This is a genomic window from Skermanella sp. (genome assembly GCF_059503625.1).
Genome location: NZ_JCACHA010000563.1, coordinates 1 through 22862 on the forward strand (window position 1 = coordinate 1; position 22862 = coordinate 22862).

The 22862-nt window shown below is 65.7% G+C and carries 24 protein-coding genes; 16 read left to right on the forward strand and 8 right to left on the reverse strand.

Annotation, left to right across the window (positions count from 1 at the left end):
- Positions 1 to 91 precede the first annotated feature (91 nt).
- Positions 92 to 895, forward strand: coding sequence for a response regulator (locus AC5JJ6_RS12560; protein WP_052832074.1), 804 nt, complete (start codon positions 92 to 94; stop codon positions 893 to 895).
- Positions 892 to 2553, forward strand: a complete 1662-nt coding sequence (locus AC5JJ6_RS12565) for a response regulator (RefSeq protein ID WP_496042361.1) — start codon at positions 892 to 894, stop codon at positions 2551 to 2553. Before AC5JJ6_RS12560 ends, AC5JJ6_RS12565 begins: the two co-directional genes overlap by 4 nt.
- A gap of 29 nt (positions 2554 to 2582) precedes the next feature.
- On the opposite strand, the gene AC5JJ6_RS12570 is transcribed toward AC5JJ6_RS12565, so the two are convergent.
- Together AC5JJ6_RS12570 and AC5JJ6_RS12575 are read right to left on the reverse strand one after the other, a co-directional pair.
- Positions 2583 to 3443 carry a ChbG/HpnK family deacetylase gene (locus AC5JJ6_RS12570; RefSeq protein WP_496042362.1) on the reverse strand — a complete coding sequence of 287 codons (861 nt, stop codon included), beginning with the start codon at positions 3441 to 3443 and terminating at the stop codon, positions 2583 to 2585.
- A gap of 312 nt (positions 3444 to 3755) precedes the next feature.
- Positions 3756 to 4025 carry a hypothetical protein gene (locus AC5JJ6_RS12575; RefSeq protein WP_496042363.1) on the reverse strand — a complete coding sequence of 90 codons (270 nt, stop codon included), beginning with the start codon at positions 4023 to 4025 and terminating at the stop codon, positions 3756 to 3758.
- A 141-nt stretch (positions 4026 to 4166) separates the two neighbouring features.
- Between AC5JJ6_RS12575 and AC5JJ6_RS12580 the strand changes: the two genes are divergently transcribed.
- The 3 genes from AC5JJ6_RS12580 to AC5JJ6_RS12590 are packed head-to-tail and all read left to right on the forward strand — an operon-like array spanning position 4167 to position 5210.
- Positions 4167 to 4373 carry a DUF2795 domain-containing protein gene (locus AC5JJ6_RS12580; protein WP_496042364.1) on the forward strand — a complete coding sequence of 69 codons (207 nt, stop codon included), beginning with the start codon at positions 4167 to 4169 and terminating at the stop codon, positions 4371 to 4373.
- 28 nt (positions 4374 to 4401) lie between these two features.
- A complete protein-coding gene (locus AC5JJ6_RS12585) occupies positions 4402 to 4653 on the forward strand; it encodes a DUF2934 domain-containing protein (RefSeq protein WP_496042365.1) in 252 nt (83 codons plus the stop codon).
- A gap of 26 nt (positions 4654 to 4679) precedes the next feature.
- Positions 4680 to 5210 carry a hypothetical protein gene (locus AC5JJ6_RS12590; RefSeq protein WP_496042366.1) on the forward strand — a complete coding sequence of 177 codons (531 nt, stop codon included), beginning with the start codon at positions 4680 to 4682 and terminating at the stop codon, positions 5208 to 5210.
- A gap of 251 nt (positions 5211 to 5461) precedes the next feature.
- On the opposite strand, the gene AC5JJ6_RS12595 is transcribed toward AC5JJ6_RS12590, so the two are convergent.
- Both AC5JJ6_RS12595 and AC5JJ6_RS12600 read right to left on the reverse strand, forming a co-directional pair.
- Positions 5462 to 5851 (reverse strand): DOPA 4,5-dioxygenase family protein, encoded by a 390-nt coding sequence (locus tag AC5JJ6_RS12595; RefSeq protein WP_496042367.1) that lies wholly within the window; start codon positions 5849 to 5851, stop codon positions 5462 to 5464.
- A gap of 115 nt (positions 5852 to 5966) precedes the next feature.
- Positions 5967 to 6233: a helix-turn-helix domain-containing protein gene (locus AC5JJ6_RS12600; protein ID WP_496042368.1), complete on the reverse strand. Its 267-nt coding sequence runs from the start codon at positions 6231 to 6233 to the stop codon at positions 5967 to 5969.
- 127 nt (positions 6234 to 6360) lie between these two features.
- Between AC5JJ6_RS12600 and AC5JJ6_RS12605 the strand changes: the two genes are divergently transcribed.
- From AC5JJ6_RS12605 to AC5JJ6_RS12650, 10 genes are all read left to right on the forward strand, one after another.
- Positions 6361 to 8157, forward strand: a complete 1797-nt coding sequence (locus AC5JJ6_RS12605) for a cation:proton antiporter domain-containing protein (RefSeq protein ID WP_496042369.1) — start codon at positions 6361 to 6363, stop codon at positions 8155 to 8157.
- 364 nt (positions 8158 to 8521) lie between these two features.
- A complete protein-coding gene (locus tag AC5JJ6_RS12610) occupies positions 8522 to 9034 on the forward strand; it encodes a TRAP transporter small permease subunit (protein ID WP_496042370.1) in 513 nt (170 codons plus the stop codon).
- A complete protein-coding gene (locus AC5JJ6_RS12615; protein ID WP_496042371.1) occupies positions 9031 to 10353 on the forward strand; it encodes a TRAP transporter large permease in 1323 nt (440 codons plus the stop codon). The genes AC5JJ6_RS12610 and AC5JJ6_RS12615 overlap by 4 nt, the downstream gene beginning before the upstream one ends.
- Before the next feature lie 118 nt (positions 10354 to 10471).
- Positions 10472 to 11770 (forward strand): nickel-dependent lactate racemase family protein, encoded by a 1299-nt coding sequence (locus AC5JJ6_RS12620; RefSeq protein WP_496042372.1) that lies wholly within the window; start codon positions 10472 to 10474, stop codon positions 11768 to 11770.
- Positions 11767 to 12945 carry a nickel pincer cofactor biosynthesis protein LarC gene (larC, locus tag AC5JJ6_RS12625; protein ID WP_496042373.1) on the forward strand — a complete coding sequence of 393 codons (1179 nt, stop codon included), beginning with the start codon at positions 11767 to 11769 and terminating at the stop codon, positions 12943 to 12945. Before AC5JJ6_RS12620 ends, larC begins: the two co-directional genes overlap by 4 nt.
- The gene (gene larE, locus AC5JJ6_RS12630; protein ID WP_496042374.1) at positions 12942 to 13733 is read left to right on the forward strand and encodes an ATP-dependent sacrificial sulfur transferase LarE; all 792 of its coding nucleotides are present in this window, start codon (positions 12942 to 12944) and stop codon (positions 13731 to 13733) included. The genes larC and larE overlap by 4 nt, the downstream gene beginning before the upstream one ends.
- Positions 13730 to 14398, forward strand: coding sequence for a nickel pincer cofactor biosynthesis protein LarB (larB, locus tag AC5JJ6_RS12635; RefSeq protein WP_496042375.1), 669 nt, complete (start codon positions 13730 to 13732; stop codon positions 14396 to 14398). Before larE ends, larB begins: the two co-directional genes overlap by 4 nt.
- An 83-nt stretch (positions 14399 to 14481) precedes the next feature.
- Entirely contained in the window at positions 14482 to 15939 is a 1458-nt protein-coding gene (locus AC5JJ6_RS12640; protein WP_496042376.1) for an FHA domain-containing protein, read from the forward strand.
- A 94-nt stretch (positions 15940 to 16033) separates the two neighbouring features.
- Entirely contained in the window at positions 16034 to 16354 is a 321-nt protein-coding gene (locus AC5JJ6_RS12645; protein WP_496042377.1) for a type II toxin-antitoxin system RelE/ParE family toxin, read from the forward strand.
- Positions 16351 to 16647: a helix-turn-helix domain-containing protein gene (locus tag AC5JJ6_RS12650; RefSeq protein ID WP_496042378.1), complete on the forward strand. Its 297-nt coding sequence runs from the start codon at positions 16351 to 16353 to the stop codon at positions 16645 to 16647. The genes AC5JJ6_RS12645 and AC5JJ6_RS12650 overlap by 4 nt, the downstream gene beginning before the upstream one ends.
- A 19-nt stretch (positions 16648 to 16666) precedes the next feature.
- Here AC5JJ6_RS12650 and AC5JJ6_RS12655 read toward each other — a convergent pair whose 3' ends face one another.
- Positions 16667 to 17185, reverse strand: a complete 519-nt coding sequence (locus AC5JJ6_RS12655; protein ID WP_496042379.1) for a TspO/MBR family protein — start codon at positions 17183 to 17185, stop codon at positions 16667 to 16669.
- 136 nt (positions 17186 to 17321) lie between these two features.
- Here AC5JJ6_RS12655 and AC5JJ6_RS12660 point away from each other — a divergent pair, with 136 nt between their 5' ends.
- Complete coding sequence (locus tag AC5JJ6_RS12660; RefSeq protein WP_044433601.1) at positions 17322 to 17654, forward strand: hypothetical protein; 333 nt, start codon at positions 17322 to 17324, stop codon at positions 17652 to 17654.
- Here the strand turns inward: AC5JJ6_RS12660 and AC5JJ6_RS12665 are convergent.
- The 3 genes from AC5JJ6_RS12665 to AC5JJ6_RS12675 all read right to left on the reverse strand — a co-directional run.
- A complete protein-coding gene (locus AC5JJ6_RS12665; RefSeq protein ID WP_496042382.1) occupies positions 17577 to 19676 on the reverse strand; it encodes a hypothetical protein in 2100 nt (699 codons plus the stop codon). The two genes, AC5JJ6_RS12660 and AC5JJ6_RS12665, sit on opposite strands and share 78 nt — an antisense overlap.
- On the reverse strand, positions 19676 to 22429 hold the full coding sequence (locus tag AC5JJ6_RS12670) for a DUF4159 domain-containing protein (protein WP_496042380.1): 2754 nt from the start codon (positions 22427 to 22429) through the stop codon (positions 19676 to 19678). Before AC5JJ6_RS12670 ends, AC5JJ6_RS12665 begins: the two co-directional genes overlap by 1 nt.
- A 3-nt stretch (positions 22430 to 22432) precedes the next feature.
- Positions 22433 to 22862: DUF58 domain-containing protein (locus AC5JJ6_RS12675; protein ID WP_496042381.1), on the reverse strand; the 430-nt coding region annotated here is incomplete at its 5' end.

Sequence of the window (22862 nt, forward strand, 5' to 3'; positions counted from 1 at the left end):
GGGTTAGTGTGCATTCTGAGCGATGCCGGATCGGTATGGATGCGGTGTCACCAACCCTGCACATGAATCGTCACGAGCCCATTGCGCACCTATGCCCATTGTCGTCGTCGTGGACGATCGCCGCATCAATCTGAAGATCCTGTCAAAGCTGGCCGGTTCGCTGGCCGCTGACATCATCGTCCACGCCTTTTCAGACCCGGTGGAAGCCCTGGACTGGACGGCGAGCAATTGCCCGGACCTTTGCATCACCGATTTCAAAATGCCCGTACTGGACGGCGCCGCTTTCATCCGGCGCTTCCGTGCCCAGCCCGACCGGACGCACGTTCCGGTCGTCGTCGTAACGGCTTTCGACGACGCCCGCCTGAGACGGCAGGCGCTGGAGGCGGGAGCGGACGATTTCCTGCTGGGGCCCGTCGATCCGCTGGAGTTCCGCGCCCGCGTCAGGACGCTGCTGACGCTGCGGCGGCAGCACCTGCTGCTGCGGGGACAGAACCCGCGGGCGACCGTCGCCCGGGCGCGCGATCTCGTCGCCGTCCTGGACACCGTCCCAGCCATGGTATCCGCCACCGGCCCGGATGGCCGGTATCAATATGTCAACCGCACCTATGCCGCGGCACTGGGAGTCACCGCCGAAAGGGCGGTGGGCCGGTCGCCGGCGGATCTGCTGCCGCGAGACGGCGGGACGCGCGCCATGGCGCTCGACCGGCGCGTCGCGGACCGGGGTGAGCCGATGACCCCGTTTGAGGAGGAGGTCGAGATGCCCGACGGCGTCTGTCGCACCTTGGTTACGCTGAAGACACCCGTTCGCAACCGCGCCGGCGCCATCGTCCGCATCGTCACGGTTTCGATGGACGTGACCGCCCGCTCCCGTCTGGTCGATGGAGAGCCGGCATGACCGGTCAGATCCCCGACCCGACGGTCGATTCGGATGCCGAACTCGACCTGCCGCCCCCGCCACCGGTTCGGATCATGGGATTGCTGATCTCGATGATCGCTGCGCTCCTCGGGCTGATCGTGGCCGGAGCCGTTTCCTTCTGGCTGAGCGGGCTGCCGGGTGATTTGCGCGGCGGCTGGCCGGAAGGCTTGCCGGAGAGTTGGTGGAGTGGCGCAAGGCCCTGGTTCGGCCTGCTATCGGTCCTGATGCTGAGCGCCGGCCCCGTCGCCACCGTCTGCCTGCTGCGGCGGCGCGGCGTATGCCGGCGCTGGCGGGAAGTAGCGTTCGGATGCGGCGACGAACTCACCCAGTCGGTCGCACGCATCGCAAGCATCACCCTCATGATCCTTTTCACCGGCGGGATCACCGTGCTTTCAGCCGAGGCGGGGCCTGCCCAGGCCGAGGCCGCCGTGCTGGTCCTTCAGGGCGGCTCGCTGGCTGCCTGGGGGCTGATGTTCGACCTGCTGTGGCGGGGACGGCCGTGCCGTGTCCGCCGAATGTGCGGCGTTGCCGCCGACACGCTGTGCATTACCCTGCTCCTGTGCGTCGGAGACCCGTCCACGCAGGTCTGGATGTTCGCTTACATCTGGATAGCCTTGGGCAGCGCGCTCAGCGATGGGGCGCCGGGCGCTATCGCGGCCGCTGCGGCAGGAGTCCTTGGTCTGGCGGTGGTCGCCCTGACGACGGGCGTCCTGTCCGAGGCGCCGTATCTGATCATCGGGGTCGCGTCCGGGCTGATCCTGTTGCCGGCTCAGGCCGGCGGGCTGATCGGGGGGGCAGCCGCCCGGAGCGGCGGGACGTCGAAACGCAGATTCAGGGTGCTGCTGGCGGAGGACAGCGACTATGGCGGCCGCAGCCTGCGCCGGCAACTGGAGCGCGCCGGTCATACGGTCCACATCGCCGGGAATGGCGACAGCGCGCTCGACCTGCTGCACAAGGGCGGTCTGGACGTCATGCTGATCGACCTGCATCTGCGCAATCCCAGTGCCCTGGACATCGTCCGGATGTACCGCTTCATGCGGTCGGAGGACGCCAACCTGCCGATCGTCGGCTTGGCGCCCGGATTGGACGATCCCATGCGCAAGCGCTGCGTTTCCGCCGGGATGAACGAGGTTCTGCCGATGCCGGTCGAGGGCTTCCGCCTGCTTGAGGCGGTCGATCGCTTAGGCGCTGCGTCCTTCAGCGCGCGGCAGGCGCTGGAGACCGGGGTGATCGCGTCGATCTCGTCCCATCCCCGCTTTTCCGCCGTCGCGGAACCGTCGATCGACGAGGCGGCGCTTGACGCACTCCAGTCGCTCGACCCCGACAACGGCTTTCTGGAGGACGTCATTTCCGTTTTCCTTATCGACGGAGCCGAACTGATCGACGCGATGTGCCAGGCTTTGAACGAAGGAGACGTCCTCACCTTCCGGGAGCACGCTGATTCGCTGGGAAGCAGTTCGACCCATATCGGCGCCATACGGTTGGTAAAGCTGCTGGCGCGATGTCGCGACATGCCGACGAGGGGATTCAAGGAGGAAGGCAACCAGAGAATGCTACAGATCCAGGAGGAGTTCCGGCGCGTCCGCACGGCTCTCCAAAGTCATGTATGGGCTCTCCGGCACAGCGGGTTCAACTGATCGAAAGAAGACTTCGGTCGAAGACATCGCTAATCGAAGAAGCGGCTCAGCCGAAGATTCTGCTTCGCCAACAGAGACGGCAAGCCGTGCCCGCCCAACCAGTCATACTCGACGCGACGCTGGTCCACCACGGGGTCCAGTGCGCGAAGCTCTTCGTCAGGAATACCGGGGTGGCACATCACCAGCCCCCTCGGTGGAATGTCCTCGACGAAACGGTCCATCAAAGTGCCGAACGGAACGCGGTTGGAGAAATCGTATATGCCGCGAAAGCTACTGTTGCCTGCAACAGTATGCCTGTGCGCAAGTCTGCGCAAGCCTCGTCCGAGCGATGAAATCAAAATACTCTTCGGAATCTCGATGCCGCGCCTAAGGGTCGCGGCATAACTTTCACTACATAATCTCAAGTAGATTTTTTCTCCCTCGTACCTACTTTTAACAGCTTTGATTAAAGCCTGCCGTACAATGGGAAGTTGATGAATGTGCTGGTGCCCGTCGATATGGCTGGGAGCGCGTCCGAAATCGCGCTCGAACGCGTCGAGCTGGCGATTCAATTCCGAATCGACCTCAGCCCGATCCAGCCGATAGGTGAGCGCCTTTTGCATCAGGGTGCGAAGCGGCGGCAGCCGGTCCGCCGGCGCCGTGTGCCGCATCGGGCCAATGGGCTGGTGGTCGGTCAAGGTCAGATGAAGGCCGACATCGACCTGATCGGCGTAGGGCTTCAGCCAGGAGGCATGGTCCCGCCAGAACGGCGACATCGTCATGCAACTGGTGGCCGACAGCCGGCCCCGGTCGATCAGGTCGCGGATGGCAGAACTGACGCCCGGCGAGAAGCCGTAATCATCCGCGCAGAGAATGAACGGCGTCGGAGCGGGGCGGGAAGGGGGGGGCACGGCTGGGGGCTTACGGCTGGAGACTTACGGTGGGGCTCTCGGCCCGTTCGTCCGGTATCGGAGCCTGTCCGGTAAACAGTATGCGCATCCGCTTCATCCGTCCTTCTGGTTTCAGGGGCGATAGAAGCAAAGGACGGGAGGGAATGCAAATGCGGCGGGGGCCGGTTGGCTACAGAAGGCGGGCAGGTTCGCTATCACACGGTGGACGTGGTGGTCCTCGCCCAAGAGGCGGTAGGCATGTATGGTAAACTTCGTCGTAGGACGGATAAGCGGCCTCAGTGATCCTGATATGCTGCGCAATTGCCGGTCAGCCTAATCTTTCTGTTCAGATGCCGAGGCCTTGTTTGTCCGCCAACTGAAAAAGTCCATCGAGTCGTCGTAGGGCTCGGTCAATTCCATCTCGATCAGACAGAGTCCCGCTTCGCGGATCAGATTGTCCGAGTCATCCATATCGTCGAACTGCGATAGGGTGGGAGCTACAGGATGAACCTTTGCCCGGGGTTGTCTCAGCCCTGATGAACTGGATGGCCCCTCGCGGTCCAGAGTCACTGTGGTATCGAAAAAACCCCAGGATACGGTCACTCATGTCTGGCTCTTCTTCCAGAGGCGCGCACGGAGAAGGCCTTCCAGTATCATGGGGAAGTGTGAGGATGCCGTTGTGACGATCCACTTCCCGTCCTGTTGTCGGGGCGAGCAGCTTCGCTTCCAACTGGAGGGACAGACATGAGCAAGGGTTTGGAGGGGCATTCCCCCATAGACGTCACCAAGCACCTGAAGGGCATCGATTTTCCGGCCGGCAAGCAGGACATCCTGGAACATGCCAGGCAGCAGGGCGCCGACGGCGAGGTCCTCGACCTGATCGACAAGATGCCCGATGGGAAGTTCGAGACCATGGCGGATGTCATGAAGGGCGTCGGCAAGAGCGGCTGAACACAAGAAGGCTGAAGGAGTTGCGGCGATGAGCGGCGACAGGGAGGAGCGGGTCCGGCAGCGTGCCCACGAGCTATGGGAGCAGGCCGGCCGACCCGAAGGTCAGCAAGACCGGCACTGGGAGCAGGCGTCCCGGGAAATCTCGTCGGAAGGCGAGCCTAACCTGTCGACCGTCGCGGCAGGCCGGATGGATGCCATGGGATCGCCGGGGACTCCTCTGTCGCCGGGGGCAGCCAACAGTGGCCGGATGTCCAAGGCTCGACGCAAGGATGCGACCTGACGACGGCAAGTACGAGGAACTACGCTATGCGCAGCACGATCATCGCCATGGCCCTTGTAAGCGCAGGGATAGTCGCAAGCGCCGCGGACAATCCGGCCGCGGCTCAGCAGGAAAGCTGCCTTAACGAAATCCAGCGGCTGGAGGCCGCCTTCGCAGACGCCGGCCGGGGCTCTTCCGCACCGGATGGCGAGATGGCAGGATCTGCGATGGCCGATGCCGACAGGACCCAAAGCAGAGCGGCCAGCCGCGACACGGTTTCCAAGGATATCGAAAGATCGGACGGCGTCGTCGCTCCTGCGCCGATCGGCAGCGGAATCCGCACCGAGCAACCGGTTCGCGGCATCGATCCGGTCCCGATGAGCAAGAACCCGGGACAGCAGCCGGGCGGGCTCGCCGGCGCAAGGCTTTCTCCGCAGCAGACCGACGATATGACGTCGATGCTGCGCGAGGGCCGCGCCGCCGCCGAACGCGGCGACAGCGGAGCCTGCATGGACAAGGTCCGGCAGGCACGGCAGCTCGCTCGGGGAGCGACGACCGGTGTGCGCGGCGGCGGTTGACGCCGGGAAAAAGTGCTGCGGCGGCTCTTGCGCGTTCCCGAGACGTTTCCATATAGGGAACATCTCATCAACAAGTGAAAGGAGGTGGTCCTGTGTCTAATTGTTCCAAGCCGCGATCCACGATCGTCGAGACCAGGGTCTTCGCCTCCGGCGGAACCCAGCTTCTGTAAGAAGTCGTATCGTGATCTGAAAAGGATCGTGGTTTGACAATGGAAAGGCCGCCCTTCGGGGCGGCCTTTCTGCTTTCCGGGTCACCCGTTTCTTCGAAGTACTTCCAACTTCAGCGGCAGGACCTCGCCCAGCCATGCGGCATGATCGGTATGGTCGGCGTAGTCGTCCCCGGTCGACGGATGGAGCAGAACCGGCAGGCCGAGGCGGTTCAGCATCAGCCAGGGGAGGAGTTTCGGCAGGAGTTCCGACGGGAATGCCACCTGATACATGGCCGACGTATGCGGTCCTACCGGCTGGTCGTGCCAGCGTCCTAGCAGCGCTTCGGGGAAGGACGCCGCGATACGGTTGCGGATCGCCTCTGCCCGGTCGCGGTTTACCGCCGGATCGTAGTAAATGTGGGCATGGTATCCGCTGATCCGGCCGGGGTCGGCGACTCCTTCGTCCGGGGCCGGGATCGTATCGTCGGTCATCGCCGTATCTCCCTTTCAACCAGGATTCTTCGCGCATCCTTGAAGAATGTATTGGCCTGAAGAATGTATGGGCCTGAAGAATGTTTGGGCTTGATGGTCCGGCTTCAATCACGGATCAGGACTGGCCCCTGGCTCGATCGGAGTGGGCGGGTTGCTCAAGCCTGACACCCGGCCCGCAACCGGCATCGGGATCCAGGAAGATGACGCCGCCCGCCTCCAAGGCGCGGCGGATCGCTGCTGCCGTGGCGCGCTGCAACTCGTGCTGTCCGCCTTCGAAGCCGCGGACGGTGCTGCGGCTGACCTCGGCCCGGATGGAGAGGTCGTCCTGCGTCCAGTCCAGAAGCGCCCTTGCGGCGCGGCATTGTTCCGATGTCAGCGGCATGGCCAGCTAGATAGGCTTGCTATTCCAAAAGGTCAATGTGGGACATTTTGGTTGAAACTGAGGCATTTGGTCCCATGTGACCGGTACAGCTATTTGTAGTCTCATTGCATTCCCGGGGAGAGATTTAGTGCCAGGGCATGACACGCCTCTTATCGCCATTATCGCCATCGGGCTCGCACTGGCCTTCGTTCTTGGGTTGGTGGCTCATAAATTTCGCGTGTCGCCCCTGGTCGGATATTTGCTCGCCGGTATCGCCGTAGGTCCCTTTACGCCGGGTTTCGTGGCCGATCAGGCACTTGCCAACCAATTGGCGGAAATCGGCGTGATCCTCCTGATGTTCGCGGTCGGCCTGCATTTTTCGCTGAAGGACCTGATGTCGGTCAGGACCATCGCCCTTCCCGGAGCGGTCGTTCAGATCACGGTTGCGACGCTGCTGGGCATGGCGCTGGCGTGGAGCCTGGGCTGGACGATGGGAGCCGGACTGATCTTCGGCCTGGCGCTGTCGGTCGCCAGTACGGTCGTCCTGATCCGCGCCTTGCAGGAAAGACGCATCCTGGAAACCGAACGGGGCCGGATCGCGGTCGGCTGGCTGATCGTGGAAGACCTCGTCATGGTGCTGGCGCTGGTGATGCTGCCGGCGCTGAGCGGCGCCCTGGGAGGCGCCGGGGGAACGGCGTCCTGGCAGACGATCGCGTGGTCGGCCGGCATCACCCTGGTCAAGGTCGCAACCTTCGTCGCCATCATGCTGATCGCCGGCCGGCGCATCGTGCCCTGGATCATGCACTACGCCGCCCATACCGGCTCCCGCGAGCTGTTCCGGCTGTCGGTCTACGCCGTGGCGCTCGGCATCGCCTATGGAGCGGCGGCGCTGTTCGGCGTGTCGTTCGCGCTCGGCGCCTTCTTCGCCGGCATGGTCCTGGCCGAAAGTCCGCTGAGCCAGCGCGCCACCGAGGAAGCGCTGCCGTTGCGCGACGCCTTCGCGGTGCTGTTCTTCGTGTCGGTCGGCATGCTGTTCGATCCCGGCGTCCTGATCCGGTCGCCCTGGTCGGTGATCGGCACCGTTGCGATCATCATCGTCGGCAAGACCATCGCCGCCTTCCTGATCGTCAAGGCCTTCGGCCGCTCGAATTCCACCGCCCTGACGATATCCGCCAGTCTGGCGCAGATCGGCGAGTTCTCGTTCATCCTGGCCGGCCTGGGCGTCAGCATGGAGGTGCTGCCGACGGAGGGGCGGGACCTGATCCTGGCCGGCGCCATCATCTCCATCCTGCTCAACCCGTTCGTCTTCATGGCATTCGAGAAGCTGCGTCCGGCGCCGAAACCCGCCCTTGCCGGTCCCGGCGTCTACACGCCCGCCGCTCCCGTATCCGAACCCGCCGAACCCGTCGCGGCCGTGGTCGCGGACGAGGAGGCCGTCCCGCTCACGGCCAGCTCCCTGACAGGGCACGACGTCATCGTCGGATATGGCCGCGTCGGTTCGCTGGTCGGTTCAGGCCTGCGTGCCGCCGGCCGGCCGGTGCTCGTGTTCGAGGAACGCCTTGACGAGGTCGCCGCCGCGCGGCGGGACGGTGCCGAGGTCTTCGTCGGCAATGCCGCCGATCCCCGCGTGCTGGCGACCGCGAACCTGCATGCCGCCCGCCGTCTCTTCGTAACCGTACCGGAAGCCTTCGAGGCGGGGCAGGTGGTCGAACAGGCGCGTGCCGCCAATCCCGACCTGGAAATCATCGCCCGGGCCCATACGAGTGCCGCAGTCGGCCATCTGGAGGAGATGGGATGTTCGCTGGCTGTTATGGGCGAGCACGAGATCGCGATGCGGATGCTCGAGCATGCCGGCGTGGACGAGGCGGCGCCGGATTCGGGCGCTGACAAGGGCGTGCTCTCGGAGAAGCGATCGCCTAGCCGGCGCCATTCTGCTGGGCGGTAAGATCAAGCCTTGCAGTCCTTCCCGGCCCTCGAAACATGAGGCCACCCAGGCTGGCGAAAACGATAGATTGTTTTCCGTTTTTGCTGAAACAAATTCCATGATATTTAAGGTGCAGGTATCTCTTCCGATCGAGTGACACCATGGCTTGGCGGCAGTTTTATTGTGCGGTGCGGCAAAGCTACTTGGTTATCCTCTCGATCTCCCGCCTTCCGATCGGCCCACCTGTGAGCACTGGCGCCGGCCAAGACTAAAAACCAAGCAATAACATACCAACAGGGAGGGAGGCTGTATGCAAGGGCTCCTGCTTGCTATCGACAAGGTAAATACCTGGGTCGGTAAGATATTCTCATGGTCGATTGTCGCCATGACGTTTGTGATCGTGTACGAAGTCTTCAGCCGCTACGTCTTCAACGCGCCGACTACCTGGGCATACGATGTCAGCTATATGCTGTACGGAACGCTGTTCATGATGGCGGGTCCTTATGCACTGTCGCGGAACGGGCATGTCAGGGGCGATTTCATGTATCGCAAGTGGTCGCCGCGAGTCCAGGCCACCGTCGACTTGACGCTCTACATCCTGTTTTTCTTCGCGGCGGTTCTGGCGCTGATCTATTCGGGCTGGGGCTTCTTCAAGATCTCCTACATGTTCAACGAGCGTTCGGCGTTCAGTCCCGACGGTCCGCCGATGTGGCCGTTCAAGATGCTGATCCCGCTGGTCGGCGTGCTGATGCTGCTTCAGGGGCTGGCGGAGAGCGTCCGCTGCGTCATCTGCATCCGGAACGGCTGGTGGCCGCAGCGCCTTCAGGATGTCGAGGAACTCGAACAGCAGATCCTGGCCGAAGCGGCGGCACGCCGGGAAGCGGGGCTGGCCCGATGACCGATCCTCAACTCGGCCTCACCATGCTCGTCCTGTTCATCGGGGCGATCACACTGGGCTTCCCCATCGCCTTCACCCTGATGGCGCTGGGCCTGGGCTTCGGCTACATGGGCATGGGGGACGCGATCTTCAGCCTGTTCGTCCAGCGCACCTACGCGGTGATGTCGAACGACGTGCTGATCTCCATCCCGCTGTTCGTCTTCATGGGCTATCTGGTCGAGCGCGCCAATATCCTGGACCGGCTGTTCCGGTCGATCCAGATGACGTTCGGCCGCATGCCCGGCTCGCTGGCGGTGGCCACCCTCGCCACATGCGCCCTGTTCGCCACGGCAACCGGCATCGTCGGCGCCACGGTGACCCTGATGGGTCTGCTGGCCTTCCCGGCGATGCTGCGAGCGCGTTACGACACGCGGCTGGCGGCTGGCGTCGTCTGCGCCGGCGGATGCCTGGGCATCCTGATCCCGCCCTCCGTCATGCTGATCCTGTACGGCGCCACGGCGGGCGTCTCGGTGGTCAAGCTCTACGCGGCGGCCTTCATTCCCGGTCTGATGCTGACCGGCTTCTACATGCTCTATGTCGTGGGCATCGCCTTCTTCCGCCCCGCCATGGCGCCGCCGCCGCCGCCCGAGATGCTGCGCGACGCCACCTGGGGACGGGCGCTGTCCGAATTGGCGCGGTCGTTCCTGCCGCTGACGGCCCTGATCTTCTCGGTGCTGGGCGCCATCCTGTTCGGCCTTGCGACGCCGTCGGAAGCCGCCGCCATGGGAGCCCTCGGAGCCATCATCCTGGCGGCATGCTACCGGGCGCTGACCCTGGACAAGCTCAAGGAATCGGTGTTCCTGACCGGCCGTACGACCGCCATGGTGTGCTGGCTGTTCGTCGGCTCCTTCATCTTTTCCTCGGTGTTCGGCTATCTGGGCGGCCAGAGCGTGATCGAGGAGTTCGTGATGAGCCTCAACCTCAATCCGATCACCTTCATGATCCTGGCGCAGGCGATCATCTTCGTGCTGGGCTGGCCGCTGGAATGGACCGAGATCATCATCATCTTCGTGCCGATCTTCCTGCCGCTGCTGGACAACTTCGGCATCGATCCGCTGTTCTTCGGGATCATGGTGGCGCTCAACCTCCAGACCTCATTCCTGTCGCCGCCGATCGCGATGGCGCCGTTCTACCTGAAGGGCGTCGCACCCAAGCATGTCACGATCGAGCAGATCTTCGCCGGCGTCATGCCGTTCCTCGGCATCGTCGTCGTCTGCCTGCTCATCCTCTACGTCTTCCCGGAGGTGGCGCTGTGGCTGCCCGACGCCGTCTACAATTGATCGCATAGCAGACTATTCGCTAAACGATCTATCTCGTCCAGGCTGTGGCGGCTACCATATACGAACCGGCATATAGGGTAGCCGCCGCATCTGAATGAGAAACGTTGAGGAGTTGGTCATGGAGCCGTACAAGACCGTCGATATCGCCTTCGGGCGCGGACACCTGACGGTAGGCCTGCCCGAACGGGCCGAGGCGACCGTGATCCGCAAGGCGACCTTGCCGAAACTGGCGGACCAGACCGGCGCCATCCATGCCGCCTTCGACAACCCGATCGACGCGCCGCCGCTGGCGACGCTGGCGCAGGGGCGCAAGAGCGCCTGCATCCTGATCTGCGATATCACCCGGCCCGTCCCGAACCGCCTGTTCCTCCGCCCCATGATCGAGACGATGGTGGCGGCCGGCATCCCCAAGGACAGCATCACCGTCCTGATCGCGACGGGCCTGCACCGCCCCAACGAGGGTGTTGAGATGGCCGAACTCGTCGGCGCCCCATGGGTGCTCGACAATGTCAGGGTGGAAAACCACTTCGCGATGCGCGACGAGGACCATGTGGACCTTGGCGTGACCGCCACGCGCGGAACGCCGGTCCGGATCGACCGCCGCTTCGTCGAGGCGGACCTCCGCATCGCCACCGGCCTCGTCGAGCCGCACTTCATGGCCGGCTGGTCGGGTGGACGCAAGGTGGTGGCTCCCGGCGTCGCCGGTCACGAGACGATCCGCACCTTCCATTCCGCCCGCTTCATGGAAGACCCGCTGGCTGTTCAGTGCAATCTGGTCGGCAACCCGCTGCACGAGGAGCAGTTGGAGATCGTCCGGACGCTGGGCGAGATCTATGCGCTCAACACCGTGATCGACGAGGATCGCGACCTCGTCCACGTCACCTTCGGTGAGATCATCGCCAGCCATCTGGCCGCCGTCGAGTTCATCCAGGACATCACCCGCATCAAGGTGCCCCGGCGCTTCAAGACCGTCGTGACCTCCTCCGCCGGCTATCCGCTGGACAAGACCTACTACCAGACGGTCAAAGGGATGGTGACTCCGCTCGACATCCTGGAGCCGGGCGGTACGCTGATCATCGCGTCGGCCTGCTCGGAAGGCATGGGGTCGAAGGAGTTCCGCGAGGCGCAGACCCGGCTGGTCGAGCTTGGTCCCGACCGCTTCCTCGCCACCCTGACGGCCAAGTCGCTCGCCGAGGTGGACGAGTGGCAGACCGAAATGCAGTTGAAGCCGATGCGGATCGGCAGGGTCATGCTCTACACCTCCGGCCTGGACGCGGAGGAGCGGCGCATCACCGCCGTCGAAGTCATCGGCGATCTCGACGCCGCCGTGGCCGAGAGCATCCAGCGCCACAACGATCCGCATGTCGCCATCATCCCCGAAGGACCCTATGTGGTCCCGGTCCATGAGGCGGCATGAGCCTTCGGCATATCCACCTCGACGTCGTCGGCGGCATCGCCGGCGACATGTTCGTCGCAGCCTTGACCGATGCCGTGCCGGAACTGCGCCGGCGGGTGCTCGATGACGTCGCCGCCGTCTTGCCTACGGCCGCCGGAACCGCTCACTTCATGGAAGGAACCAGCGCAGGCCTGACGGTGCTGCGTTTCGGACTGGAGGGGCATCGCCACGATGCTGGCCATCATCACCATGACGGCTCCGGCAGTTACCGGCACATGGTCGAACTGATCCGTTCCGCTCCTCTGGCCGAGGGGACGGCGGACCATGCCGTCGCGATCCTCACCATCCTGGCCGAAGCCGAAGCCTTCATCCACGGCGTCCCGCTGGGTGACGTGCATTTCCACGAAATCGGCGACTGGGACTCGCTGATGGACGTGGTCGCCAGCGGCTCCATCATAGCGGCGCTGGACGCCACCTGGAGCATGTCCGACCTGCCGCTCGGCGGCGGACGGGTACGGACGGCGCATGGCCTGCTGCCGGCCCCGGCCCCGGCGACCGCGCGCATCCTCGACGGGTTCGAATGGCGCGACGACGGGGTAGGGGGCGAGCGCGTCACGCCGACGGGGGCCGCCATCCTGCGCCATCTCGCCGCCGGCGCCACCCGAAGCGGCGGCAAGCTGACCGGCGCCGGCATGGGAGCGGGAACCCGCGACCTGCCCGGCATGCCGAATGTCCTGCGCGCGCTGGTCTTCGAGACCGCCGCCTCAGCCGGCAGTCCGGGCGAAGCGCGGACCGTCGCGGTGCTCTCCTTCGACATCGACGACATGACAGGGGAAGAGATCGGCATCGCCGCCGACCGCTTGCGCGCCGCCGACGGCGTGCTCGACGTGGCGCTGGCGTCCCTATCGGGCAAGAAGGGCAGGCCGCTGACGGAGTTCCGCCTGCTGGTGCGGCCGGAAGCTCTGGAAGCCGTCCAGCGGCTCTGCTTCATCGAGACATCGACCATCGGCCTGCGCTGGCGGGCCGAGCAGCGCTCGACGCTGGAGCGTAGCGCCGATCAGAGCGGCTCCGATATCCGCGTCAAGCGGGTGGACCGTCCCGGCGGCGCCGCGACCGCCAAGGCCGAAAGCGACGATCTGGCATCCATCGACAGCCTCGCCGGCCGCCGGACCGCGAAGTCGGAGGCCGAGCGATGAGCGGCGCCGATGCCCAATCACGGCTGATCGCCGCCCTGAACCGCTATCCCGAGCTGGTGATCGCCGTCTCCGGCGGGGTGGACAGCATGACGCTGGCCTATGTCGCGCACCGCTTCTCCAGCGGGAAGGTCGGCATGCTGCATGCCGTCTCTCCCGCCGTGCCGGCTCATGCGACTGCCCGCGTTCGTGCCCACGCGGAACGCCACGGCTGGGCGCTCACCGTTGCCGACGCCGGGGAGTTCGAGGACCCGCGCTACCGCGCCAACCCGGTGGACCGCTGCTATTTCTGCAAGTCGAACCTCTACGACCGCATCCGCTCGGTCACCCAGGGGACGGTCGCATCCGGCACCAACCTGGACGACCTCGGCGACTACCGCCCCGGCCTGAAGGCCGCCTCCCAGCGCGGCGTCGTCCATCCCTTCGTCGAGGCCGGGATCGACAAGGCCGCTGTCCGCGAGATCGCGCGCCTGCACGGCCTGGACGATCTGGCGGAACTGCCGGCCCAGCCTTGCCTGTCCAGCCGGGTCGAGACCGGCATCGCCATCGACGCCGACGACCTCGGCTTCATCGACACGGTGGAACGGGCGGTTGCCGACGTCATCCCCGGCGAACCGAACATCCGCTGCCGCATCACCCACGCCGGCGTGGCGGTCGAGGTGGGAGAGATGGGGATCGGACGCGACGAGATCGGCCGTCTGGTGGAAGCGCTGTGCCGCCGGACCGGACGAGTCTTCACCGGCGTCCGCCCTTACCGCCGGGGATCTGCCTTCCTGCGCGGGGTATCGTGAGCGACATCGGGAACGACTTTCAGATCGACTGGGAGCGCGAGCGCCGCACCGGCATTCCCGAAGCGGTGCTTTGCGCTTTCAAGTCCGCTGCCCAGATCGAAGCGATCCTGAAGGCGACCGTCGACGCAGGGCGCCGTCTCCTGTTCACCCGCCTTGAACCGCCGGTCTTCGCGTCCTTGGGCGAGGAAAGCCGCGCGGCGCTCGCCAACTACGACCCGGTTTCGCGTACCGGGTGGTGCGGCGAAACCCCTGCCGAACCCGGTCTAAGACCCGGCGTCGGCATCGTCGCGGCCGGCACCTCCGATCTGCCGGTCGCCGCCGAGGCCGCACGTACACTGGAGTTCCTCGGTTTCCAATCCCCCGTCATCGCCGATGTCGGGGTGGCGGGACTGTGGCGGCTGATGCGCCGCCTCGACGATATCCGCAGCTACCGCGTCGTCATCGCGGTGGCCGGCATGGAAGGCGCCCTGTTCAGCGTGCTCGCCGGCCTGATCGACGCGCCGGTCATCGCCGTCCCGGCCAGCGTCGGCTATGGGGTTTCCGCCGGGGGCACGGCGGCGCTTCATTCGGCGCTCGCCTCCTGCGCGCCGGGCATCCTGACCGTCAACATCGACAACGGGTTCGGCGCCGCCATCGCGGCGGTCAAGATGATCAATAAAATGTGACTCTAATTGCTGTTTGTTCGTGCCGGTATATGATGCGATAAGGGGGCGATCTCAACCTTTTCGCACAGGGACCCGTCGCAGTGATGTTTTCCTGGAAGAAGCAGGCCAGATTCGAAGTCGTGGTCGAACAGGGCGGCTATTCCAGCATCGACGGTATCTTCGAGGATCAGCGACAGGCGACGGAGCGCGCGACCTATCTGCTCAGCCTCGCCAAATATGGCCGCGTCCAGGTCGTCCAGGTCGGCAAGCATACCCAGACCGTCGTCTTCGAGCGGGCCTCGCAGGGAGGCGGCACCGAGGTCGTCGGCATCACGCCCATCGACGAGGCCAGTTCCTGCAAGGATGTGCTGGACGTCTACGGCTATCCCAGCCGCATGACCCTGCTGCGGCTGACCCGCCGCTACGCCGACCGGCAGATCGCCGTCTCGAGCGAGACGCTGCACGACTGGATTGCCCTCCGCACGATCGAGCGGGAGGGCATGCTGCTGAACTCCGGCATCACCCGGCTCGCCAAGATCCAGACTCGCGACGTCTCCTGCTTCATGCCGGACCGGGAGCGCGAACTCGGCGCCCTCTGGATGCGGCTCAAGCAGCTTGCCCAGACGTCGAATACCCTGGCGCCCTACGCCAAGCTTCTCGCCACCGACGGGATGTCGGCGCTTCAGGAGCGGATCGCCGACGGCTGCGCGCCGGCGGAATACGACCGCGTCATGAGCTATGCCTTCGGCCGGCTGCTGGAAGGGCATCGCGAGTGGTGCGACAAAGTCCAATCGCTCCTCATGATCCTGGAAGACGAGGACTGCGATCCGCAAGGGATCACGGCGATCGACCAGTTCCTGGCGGAGACGATAGACGGACGCGACCCGGTCAAGGCGCTGATCGGCTATTCGCCCGACCTGGGCTCCGCCCTGCTGGGCCTGCTGGCGACACTGAACGGCAAGCTGGACGACCGGCTTCCTTTCACCCCCGTCCTGATGGACCTGAGCAACGCGCTGGCCGGCTGGCGCCTGCCGGAAGTGGAGGCTGCCCTGCTGCGGCGGGTCCGCGCCGGCCTGGACGGCCATCACCCGCTGAGCAAGGACGGCTCGCGCTACTGCGCCATCGCCTTCCACCGCATCGCCGCTTCTCTCGCCTGCTTCAGCGGTTTTCGCGGTGGTCCGGAAATGAGCGTGGCGCTGACGCGCCGGGCCAAGACGGCGTTGCGGTCGGGTGAAACCGACCTGCCGTTCGAAACCGCCGTCCAGCAGCTCTGCGGTACCCTGAACACTTCCGGCGGCCAGATCGGCTACCTGCTCGATCTTGCGGAAACGGACATGGGCCGGCAGAAGGGCGTGTTCCTGTTCGGCAGCCTGTCCCGCATCTTCAGCCATATCCGCCACGCCCGCGACCTCGCCCCGGCCCACATCCCGATCGAAGACGTCCGCCGCGAACTGGGCGGCCGCCTCCGCCGCGCCGGCATCCCCCGCGACCTCGCCGATCAGCTCATGTACAAGATAGCGTCATTGCCTTCGGAAGATGCGCTGCGGGTCTTTCTGCGATGAGGGAGCAGAAAGATCTTTCCATGCTTGCCTTGGCTGCGGCAATGCCGCATCTTCAATCATGAAGGTCCGGTCTATCACTGTTGTTGAGACGTCCGTGTTCAGCCGACGTGCGGATAAGGTTCTGGCTGAAGGAGAGCGCAAGGCTGTAATTGATTTTCTGGCGAACAATCCGCTTGCCGGTGACGAAATTCCCGAGACCGGTGGGGTTCGCAAAGTGAGAATCTCGGCCAGGGGCAAAGGAAAGTCCGGCGGCGCGCGGGTTATCTACTATTATCTCGACGACAGCATGCCCTTGTTCGCTCTCTTGATTTACGGGAAGGACGAACAGGATGACCTGACATCGGATCAGAAGAAGACGGTCAGCAAGTTGGCTGCATTGATCAAGGCGTCACACCCGAAGAGGAAGACGAAATGAGCGATTTCGGCGACGATCTGATCGAGGCTATGCAGGAAGCTGCTGCCTACATGGGTGGAGCCCGGGGCAAGACTTCGACGCATACGGTCGAGGTGCCCGACGTCGATGTCGGCGCTCTTCGCAAGGCGATGCGTCTCAGCCGCGTGACGTTTGCAAACCGTTTTGGGTTGGATGCCCGGGCCGTTCAGGATTGGGAGCAAGGGCGCCGACGACCTGACAGATCGGCGCGGGTACTTCTGAAAGTCATCGAGAAGCACCCCGATGCAGTCGAAGATGCCCTGAAAGCAGGATAGTCGACTACAGTGCGGTATACTACCCGTTCAACCACCACACCGCACCGTTCAGCACCCCCGCGTAGCTGACCCAGAGCAGGTACGGTACGAAGAGCCAACCCGCCAGCGGCTTGATTCGCCGGAAAGCCACCATCGTAGCGCCGACGGCGGCCCAGAGCGCCGCGATCTCGATGAAGGCGGCACCCGGACTTTCCAGGCCGAAGAAGATCAGCGACCACAGGATGTTCAACGCCAGTTGAAGGCCGAACAGCGCAAGGGCGCCGCGTGCGCCGTTCAGTCCGCGTTCGCGCCAGACCAGCCAGCCGGCTATCGCCATCATGGCATACAGCGCCGTCCAGACCGGGCCGAACAGCCAGTTCGGCGGGTTGAACCATGGCTTCTCCAGGCCGGCATACCAGCCGCCGATCTGCGGCAAGGTCACCGAGGAGGCCGTCGCAGAGGCGACCGCCACGAGGATCACGAAGGCCAGCAGCATGAGCAGCGACCGGCCACGGCTGCCGGTCCGTCCCGGCTCGTCCAGGAATGTCTGAGTCATCATGGATGAGAGATCAGTCACATCGCCCATCCGGTCAAGGCCTTATGATACCGCGATCGCCACAACCATGTCTTGTAATGGGTTGCACCGCGACAAATGTGATTCTTAATCAGCCTGACGTTGTCTATGGAACGAAGCTGTGAAAACCAACGAGATCATCGGCGCTTGGCTTGCGGGCGTGAGCATCTGGGGATTGTCCATGCTCGGCCTCGCCCTGATGCAGTCGCCGCAGCCGCCGGCATATCAGGAGCCGCCATCGCGTGGGATCATGGTGGAGGACTGGTACGCCCAGGGGTTTCCCGACGATGCCGACGAGTTGGAAGCGAAGGGCGAAGAAGACCCGGACTGGTACCAGGAGGAGGACGATCCGTCGGATCGCCCCCGTTCGACCGTCCTACCGCCCCTCCCGTCTCCAGGCCGCCAGCAGGGCTCCGACAACCAGCAATACGACCAGCCCCGCCGGCAGCAGTGACGCCTCGCTGACGCCGGTCACGACATAGTCGCCGTTGGACCGCAGCCCGATCCAGTTCCGTCCGGTCTGATCGCGGTCGGGGCGGGTGCGCCGGATGTCGATATCGCCGTCGGCAAGCCAATGGATGCCGCCGCCGCTCACGGCAGCCGCCGGCTCCATGCGGTCGCCGGTGGTGCGGACATCGGCCAGTTCCGGCGGGTTGACGGCGCCGACCACGGCAAGCGCCGTCCGTTCTCCGTCGCTGATCCGGTAGATCCCCGGCTCCGTCGCCAGCAGCGACGCAGTCGCCAGACCGTTGCCGTCCTCGGTCAGGTCCACGCCGCGCACGTCGTTGGACGGGCTGGTCAGTTCGACCGCGCGCGGGTCCGGTTCCAGGCTCCGCCGCTCGATCGTGATGCGGTTGCCTTCGACCTTGGCGCGCAGGTCGTTCTCCTCAAGCTCCGGTTCCTTCATCAGCCAATGGGCAAGCCGGCGAAGCAGTTCGGCCTGCGGCCCGCCGCCCTCGTAGCCGCGCGACCACAGCCACAGCTGGTCGCTGGCGATCTGCGCCACCCGGCCTTCTCCCACCCGGTTAAGGATCATCAGCGGGCGGCCCGCCACGCCTTCCATCACCACGCTGCCCTGAAGCGGAGTCACGTCCAATTGACGGAACCAGCGGCCCCAGCCCGGCTCGGTTCCGGCCGGCGCTCCCGGCTGCACGTCGCCGGGAAGCCCCGACGTGACGGGATGCCGGCGGCCAAGCTCGGTGACCATCGGCTTGAAAGGCTGCTCGATCACCTCCCCGGTCGGCTCGCCCGGCAGCACGGCGCCCAGCGGCGTCCGGTACAGGCTCATGGAATTGGAGAAGCTCGCACCGCCCGCTTCCAGCAAGGCGCCGCCGTTCTCGACGTAGTTCGCGATGTTGCTCAGGTAAAGCTGGGGCAGCACGCCGCGCCGCCGGTAGCGGTCGAAGATGATCAGGTCGAATTCGTCCAGCTTGATCTCGAACAGCTCGCGGATGGGGAAGGCGATCAGCGACAGCTCACGGATCGGCGTGCCGTCCTGCTTCTCCGGTGGACGCAGGATCGTGAAATGGACCAGATCGACGCCCGGATCGGCCTTCAGCAGGTTGCGCCACGTGCGCTCGCCCGCATGGGGCTCGCCGGAAACCAGCAGCACCCGCAGGCGGTCGCGGACGCCGCTGATGACGACGGCCGCCTTGTTGTTGGCCAGCGTCAGTTCCTGCGGAGCCGCCGCCACCTCCATCTCGAAGACGTTCTGGCCGCCATGATCGAGCGTGAATTCCAGCGGCATGTCGCGCCCGACGGGCACCCGGAACGGCCTTGGCGCGCCGCCGTCCTGCCGGATGTTCACGACGGCGTCGGGCGACTGGTTGCCGGGCATGTCCTCCACCCGAACCGTCACCGTCACGGGCTTGCCGACCAGCCCGAAGCTCGGCGCCTTGACCACGGCAAGGCGGCGGTCCGCCTCGTCGCGATCTCCGGTCAGGAGCGTGTGGATGGGGCCGAGGTCGCCCAGTCCCTTGCCCTCTCCCGGCACGTCATGGACCTGTCCGTCCGTGATGAACACCGCTCCGGCCATCCGTCGGCGCGGCAGGTCCGACAAGGCGCGGTCCAGCACCTCGAACAGCTTTGTTTCCTCGATGGCGCCGCCGACGCCGCCCTCGGCTCCGCTCGTCCTGACGACGCGTACTTCCAGGTCCGGGAAGCGGGCGAGCCGTTCCTGAACGTCGCTCAGCGCGCGTTCCGTCCGGGCGCGGCGCTCGCCGATGTTCTGGCTGGGCGATTCGTCGACCACCAGCACAGCGACGTCCTTGATCGGCTGGCGGTCTTCCTGGACCAGCGACGGGTTGAGCAGAGCCACCGCCAGCGCCGCAAGGCCGAGCATGCGCCAAGCCGTACCGCTTGCACGCCGTATCAGCGCCACGAGTACGGCGGCAGCGGCCAGTACGAAAAGCGGAATCAGAACCGCCCACGGCAGCAGAGGCGAAAACTCTATCGCGGTGCCGTCCAGTCCACCCATCATTGCCCGAGCCTTTCCAGAATGGCGGGCACATGGACCTGATCGGCCTTGTAGTTGCCGGTCAGTGCGTACATCACCAGATTGACCCCGAACCGATAGGCCATCTCCCGCTGACGCTCGCCGCCGGGAACGACGGCGTTGCGGGGCCTGCCGCTCTCGTCCACCGCCCAGGCGCCGGCCCAGTCGGCGGCGCCGATGATGACCGAGGACACGCCGTCATTGTGACGGCCCTCCTGTGCCTCCACCCAGACGTCGCCGCCGCTGTAGCGTCCGGGGAAGTCCTGGAGCAGATAGAACGCCTTGGTCAGCACATGCTCCGGCGGGACGGGCGCCAGCGCCGGCACGTCCAGGCCGTCGACCAGCTGGCGGAGCCGCTGCGATCCGGGACCGCCGCCCGTCAGCGCCGATCCCGCACCGAACTGCCGGTCCCGCGTGTCGAACAGGATCGTCCCGCCGTTGCGGAGGAACATGTTGAGCTTGACCCGCGCGGCGTCGCTCAGGTCCGGCTGAGACGGCGAGATCGCCCAGTAGAGCAGGGGAAAGAAGGCCAGTTCGTCTTGTTCCGGATCGACCGCCATGGCTCCGGCGGTTTCGACGGCGGTGCGCCGGTTCAGGACTTCGCTGAGCCCTTCCAGCCCGGCTTTGGTCGTATCGTCCAGCGTGCGGTCTCCCGTGACCACATAGGCGAGGTAAGTCTCGCCGCTGGCCTTGAGCGCGAAGTCGTCGCCGGCGGCCTTGGCACTGCCCGGCCAAGCCGCCACGGTCCCCGCCGCCAGCAGTACGGCCGCGGCCGTGACAGCCGCCCTGCGCCGCCCCCGTCCGAACCGGAAGTTTCCAAGCAGTCCCCGCAGCACCATCGCCACGAACAGATCGGCGATCGCCAGCGCCATCGCCATTCCCAGCAGCCAGGGCTTCAGGTCCACCTCGCCGCGGGCGGCATAGGTCCCCTGGGCGACGCCGGCCGGCAGGCGCCGCAGCGGCTCGACCCTGGTCACCAGGGACGTCAGATTGAGCGCCCGCCGGGCCTCTTCCGTGCCGTAGAAGCCGGGGGGATGGCGCGGTCCCAGCGCGTCGGGACGGAACGCGTTGCCGGGGATCGGGAAGACGGTGGCGGGAGGCGGCACCAGCTGGCCGCGTCCGTCCAGTACCTCGATCGGTGCGAAGGTGGTTGCCTGCATGTCGCCGGAAACTCCCTCGCTCAAGGCGGTGATCCGCCGCAGCATATCGACGAAAAGACCGGACAGCGCCAGATTGGACCAATCGGGATTGGCCGTGGTGTGGACCAGCACGATCTTGCCTTCCTCGCGGTTCTCCGCCGTCACCAGCGGAGTGCCGTCGGCCAGTCTGGCCCATGTCTTGTCCGGCAGGTCGATCGACGGTTCCGCCAGGACCTGCCGGTCCACCAGCACGTCGGGCGGAATGTGCATTCCGGCGAACGGGCTCGACGGCGGGAAGGCCGCCAGCTTGGCCGGCTCCGACCACGACAGCGCGCCGCCCAGCGTCCTGTCACCCAGCCTCAGCCGCACCGGCACCAGATGGTCGGTATGCTGCGCCAGCCGGGGGCCGGCGAAGCGGACCAGCACGCCGCCGCGCTCGACCCAGGTCTCGACCGCGGTCGCCTCGGTGTCGGTCAGCGCCCCGATATCCGCCAGGATCAGGACCGACAGGTCCCGGCTCATCAGGTCCAGCACGGTGCCGCGCCGGATCTCGCTGAAGGGGGACAGCGCCCGCTCCAGATAATACAGGTCGCTCAGGAGCGGCTGGTTCTCGCCCTCCGGCCTGCCGGAAACCAGCCCGACCGGGCGGCGGCGCCAGCGTTCGTCCAGCAGCACCGTGGCGCCGGCGGTCTGTTCGCCCTCGATCGACATCCGGACCACCTCGTTCCGCAACTCGACCGGCAGGGCCATTCGGATTTCCTGAGTGTCCGCGCCGGGCGTGAAGGCGGCACCCTGGCGTGCCAGCAAGCGGCCGTCGTCGGCCATCGCGCGCACGGTAACCGGTGTCGGCAGGGTCGTGTCCGCCCGCTTGACGGTCGCCACCAGATCGGTCCCTTCGGTCGCCGGGGGAAGCAGCAGATTGGGCAGCCGGTCGGGGCTGTCCATCAGGATTTCCACGCCCCCCATCTGCTGAAGCCTGGCCGCCAGCGGCTGGGCGGCTGCATCGGACAAGCCGTCGGACAGCCAGACCGTATGGGCCGATCCCTGGACCTGAAGCCCCCGCAGCGCTTCCAGCACGGCGGCGCGGTCGGTCGGCCACGGCATCGGCGCCAGCGACTGGGTGATGCGCCGCGCATCGGCGGGGCGCATCAGGTTGCTTGGCCGCGGCTTCTCGCCGGCGGCGTCGGGAGCGGTCGCCACGACGATCAGGTCGCGGTTGCCGCGTTCGGCCTGATCGACCAGATCGGCCATGGTCCGCTGCCGCGCCGGCCAGTCGCGTCCGGCGCCCCAGCCGTTGTCCACCACCATGACGATCGGGCCGCTTCCGGGCAAGCCGGCGCGCGGGTTGAGCAGCGGCTGCGCCAGTGCCAGGATCACCAGTGCCGCCAGAATGATCCGCATGATCAGCAGCCAGAGCGGCGTCCGCGCCGGCGTCTCTTCCCGCGCGACCAGATCGCGGAGCAGGCGGATCGCCGGGAACTGGACGATCCTTGGGCTTGGCGGCGTCAGTCTCAGCAGCCACCAGAGGACCGGCAGGACGATCAGGGCTCCGAGGATCCAAGGTACTGCGAAGGCTATCGGTCCCAGTCCCAGCATGGTTCAGCTCGTCGGTTCCTGGGCGATTGCCCCGTAGAGAGCGAGAAGGGCGGTTTGCGGCGGCCGGTCCGTCCTGTGCGTGACGAAGCTCCATCCGGCGGCGCGGGCCAGCGCCGCCAAGCCGTCTCGATGGGCTTCCAGTCTTTCCATATAGGCTTGCCGGACGGCTTCGACGCGCGGGATCAGCAGCTCGTCCTCGCCTTCCATCCCCTCGAACTCGATCCGGCCGTCGAACGGCAGGGTCTCCTCGGCAGGGTCGAGGATCTGTACCAAGTGTCCGCGCAGGCCACGGCCGCTGAGTGCCGCGACCGTCCTGTGGATGTCGGGCAGCGGCGACAGCAGGTCGCCGATCAGCACGACCTGGGCATGACGGGGCAGGGGCTCGACGCGCGGCAGACCGTCCTTCGGCAGCGTATCTTCTAGTATCCTCATG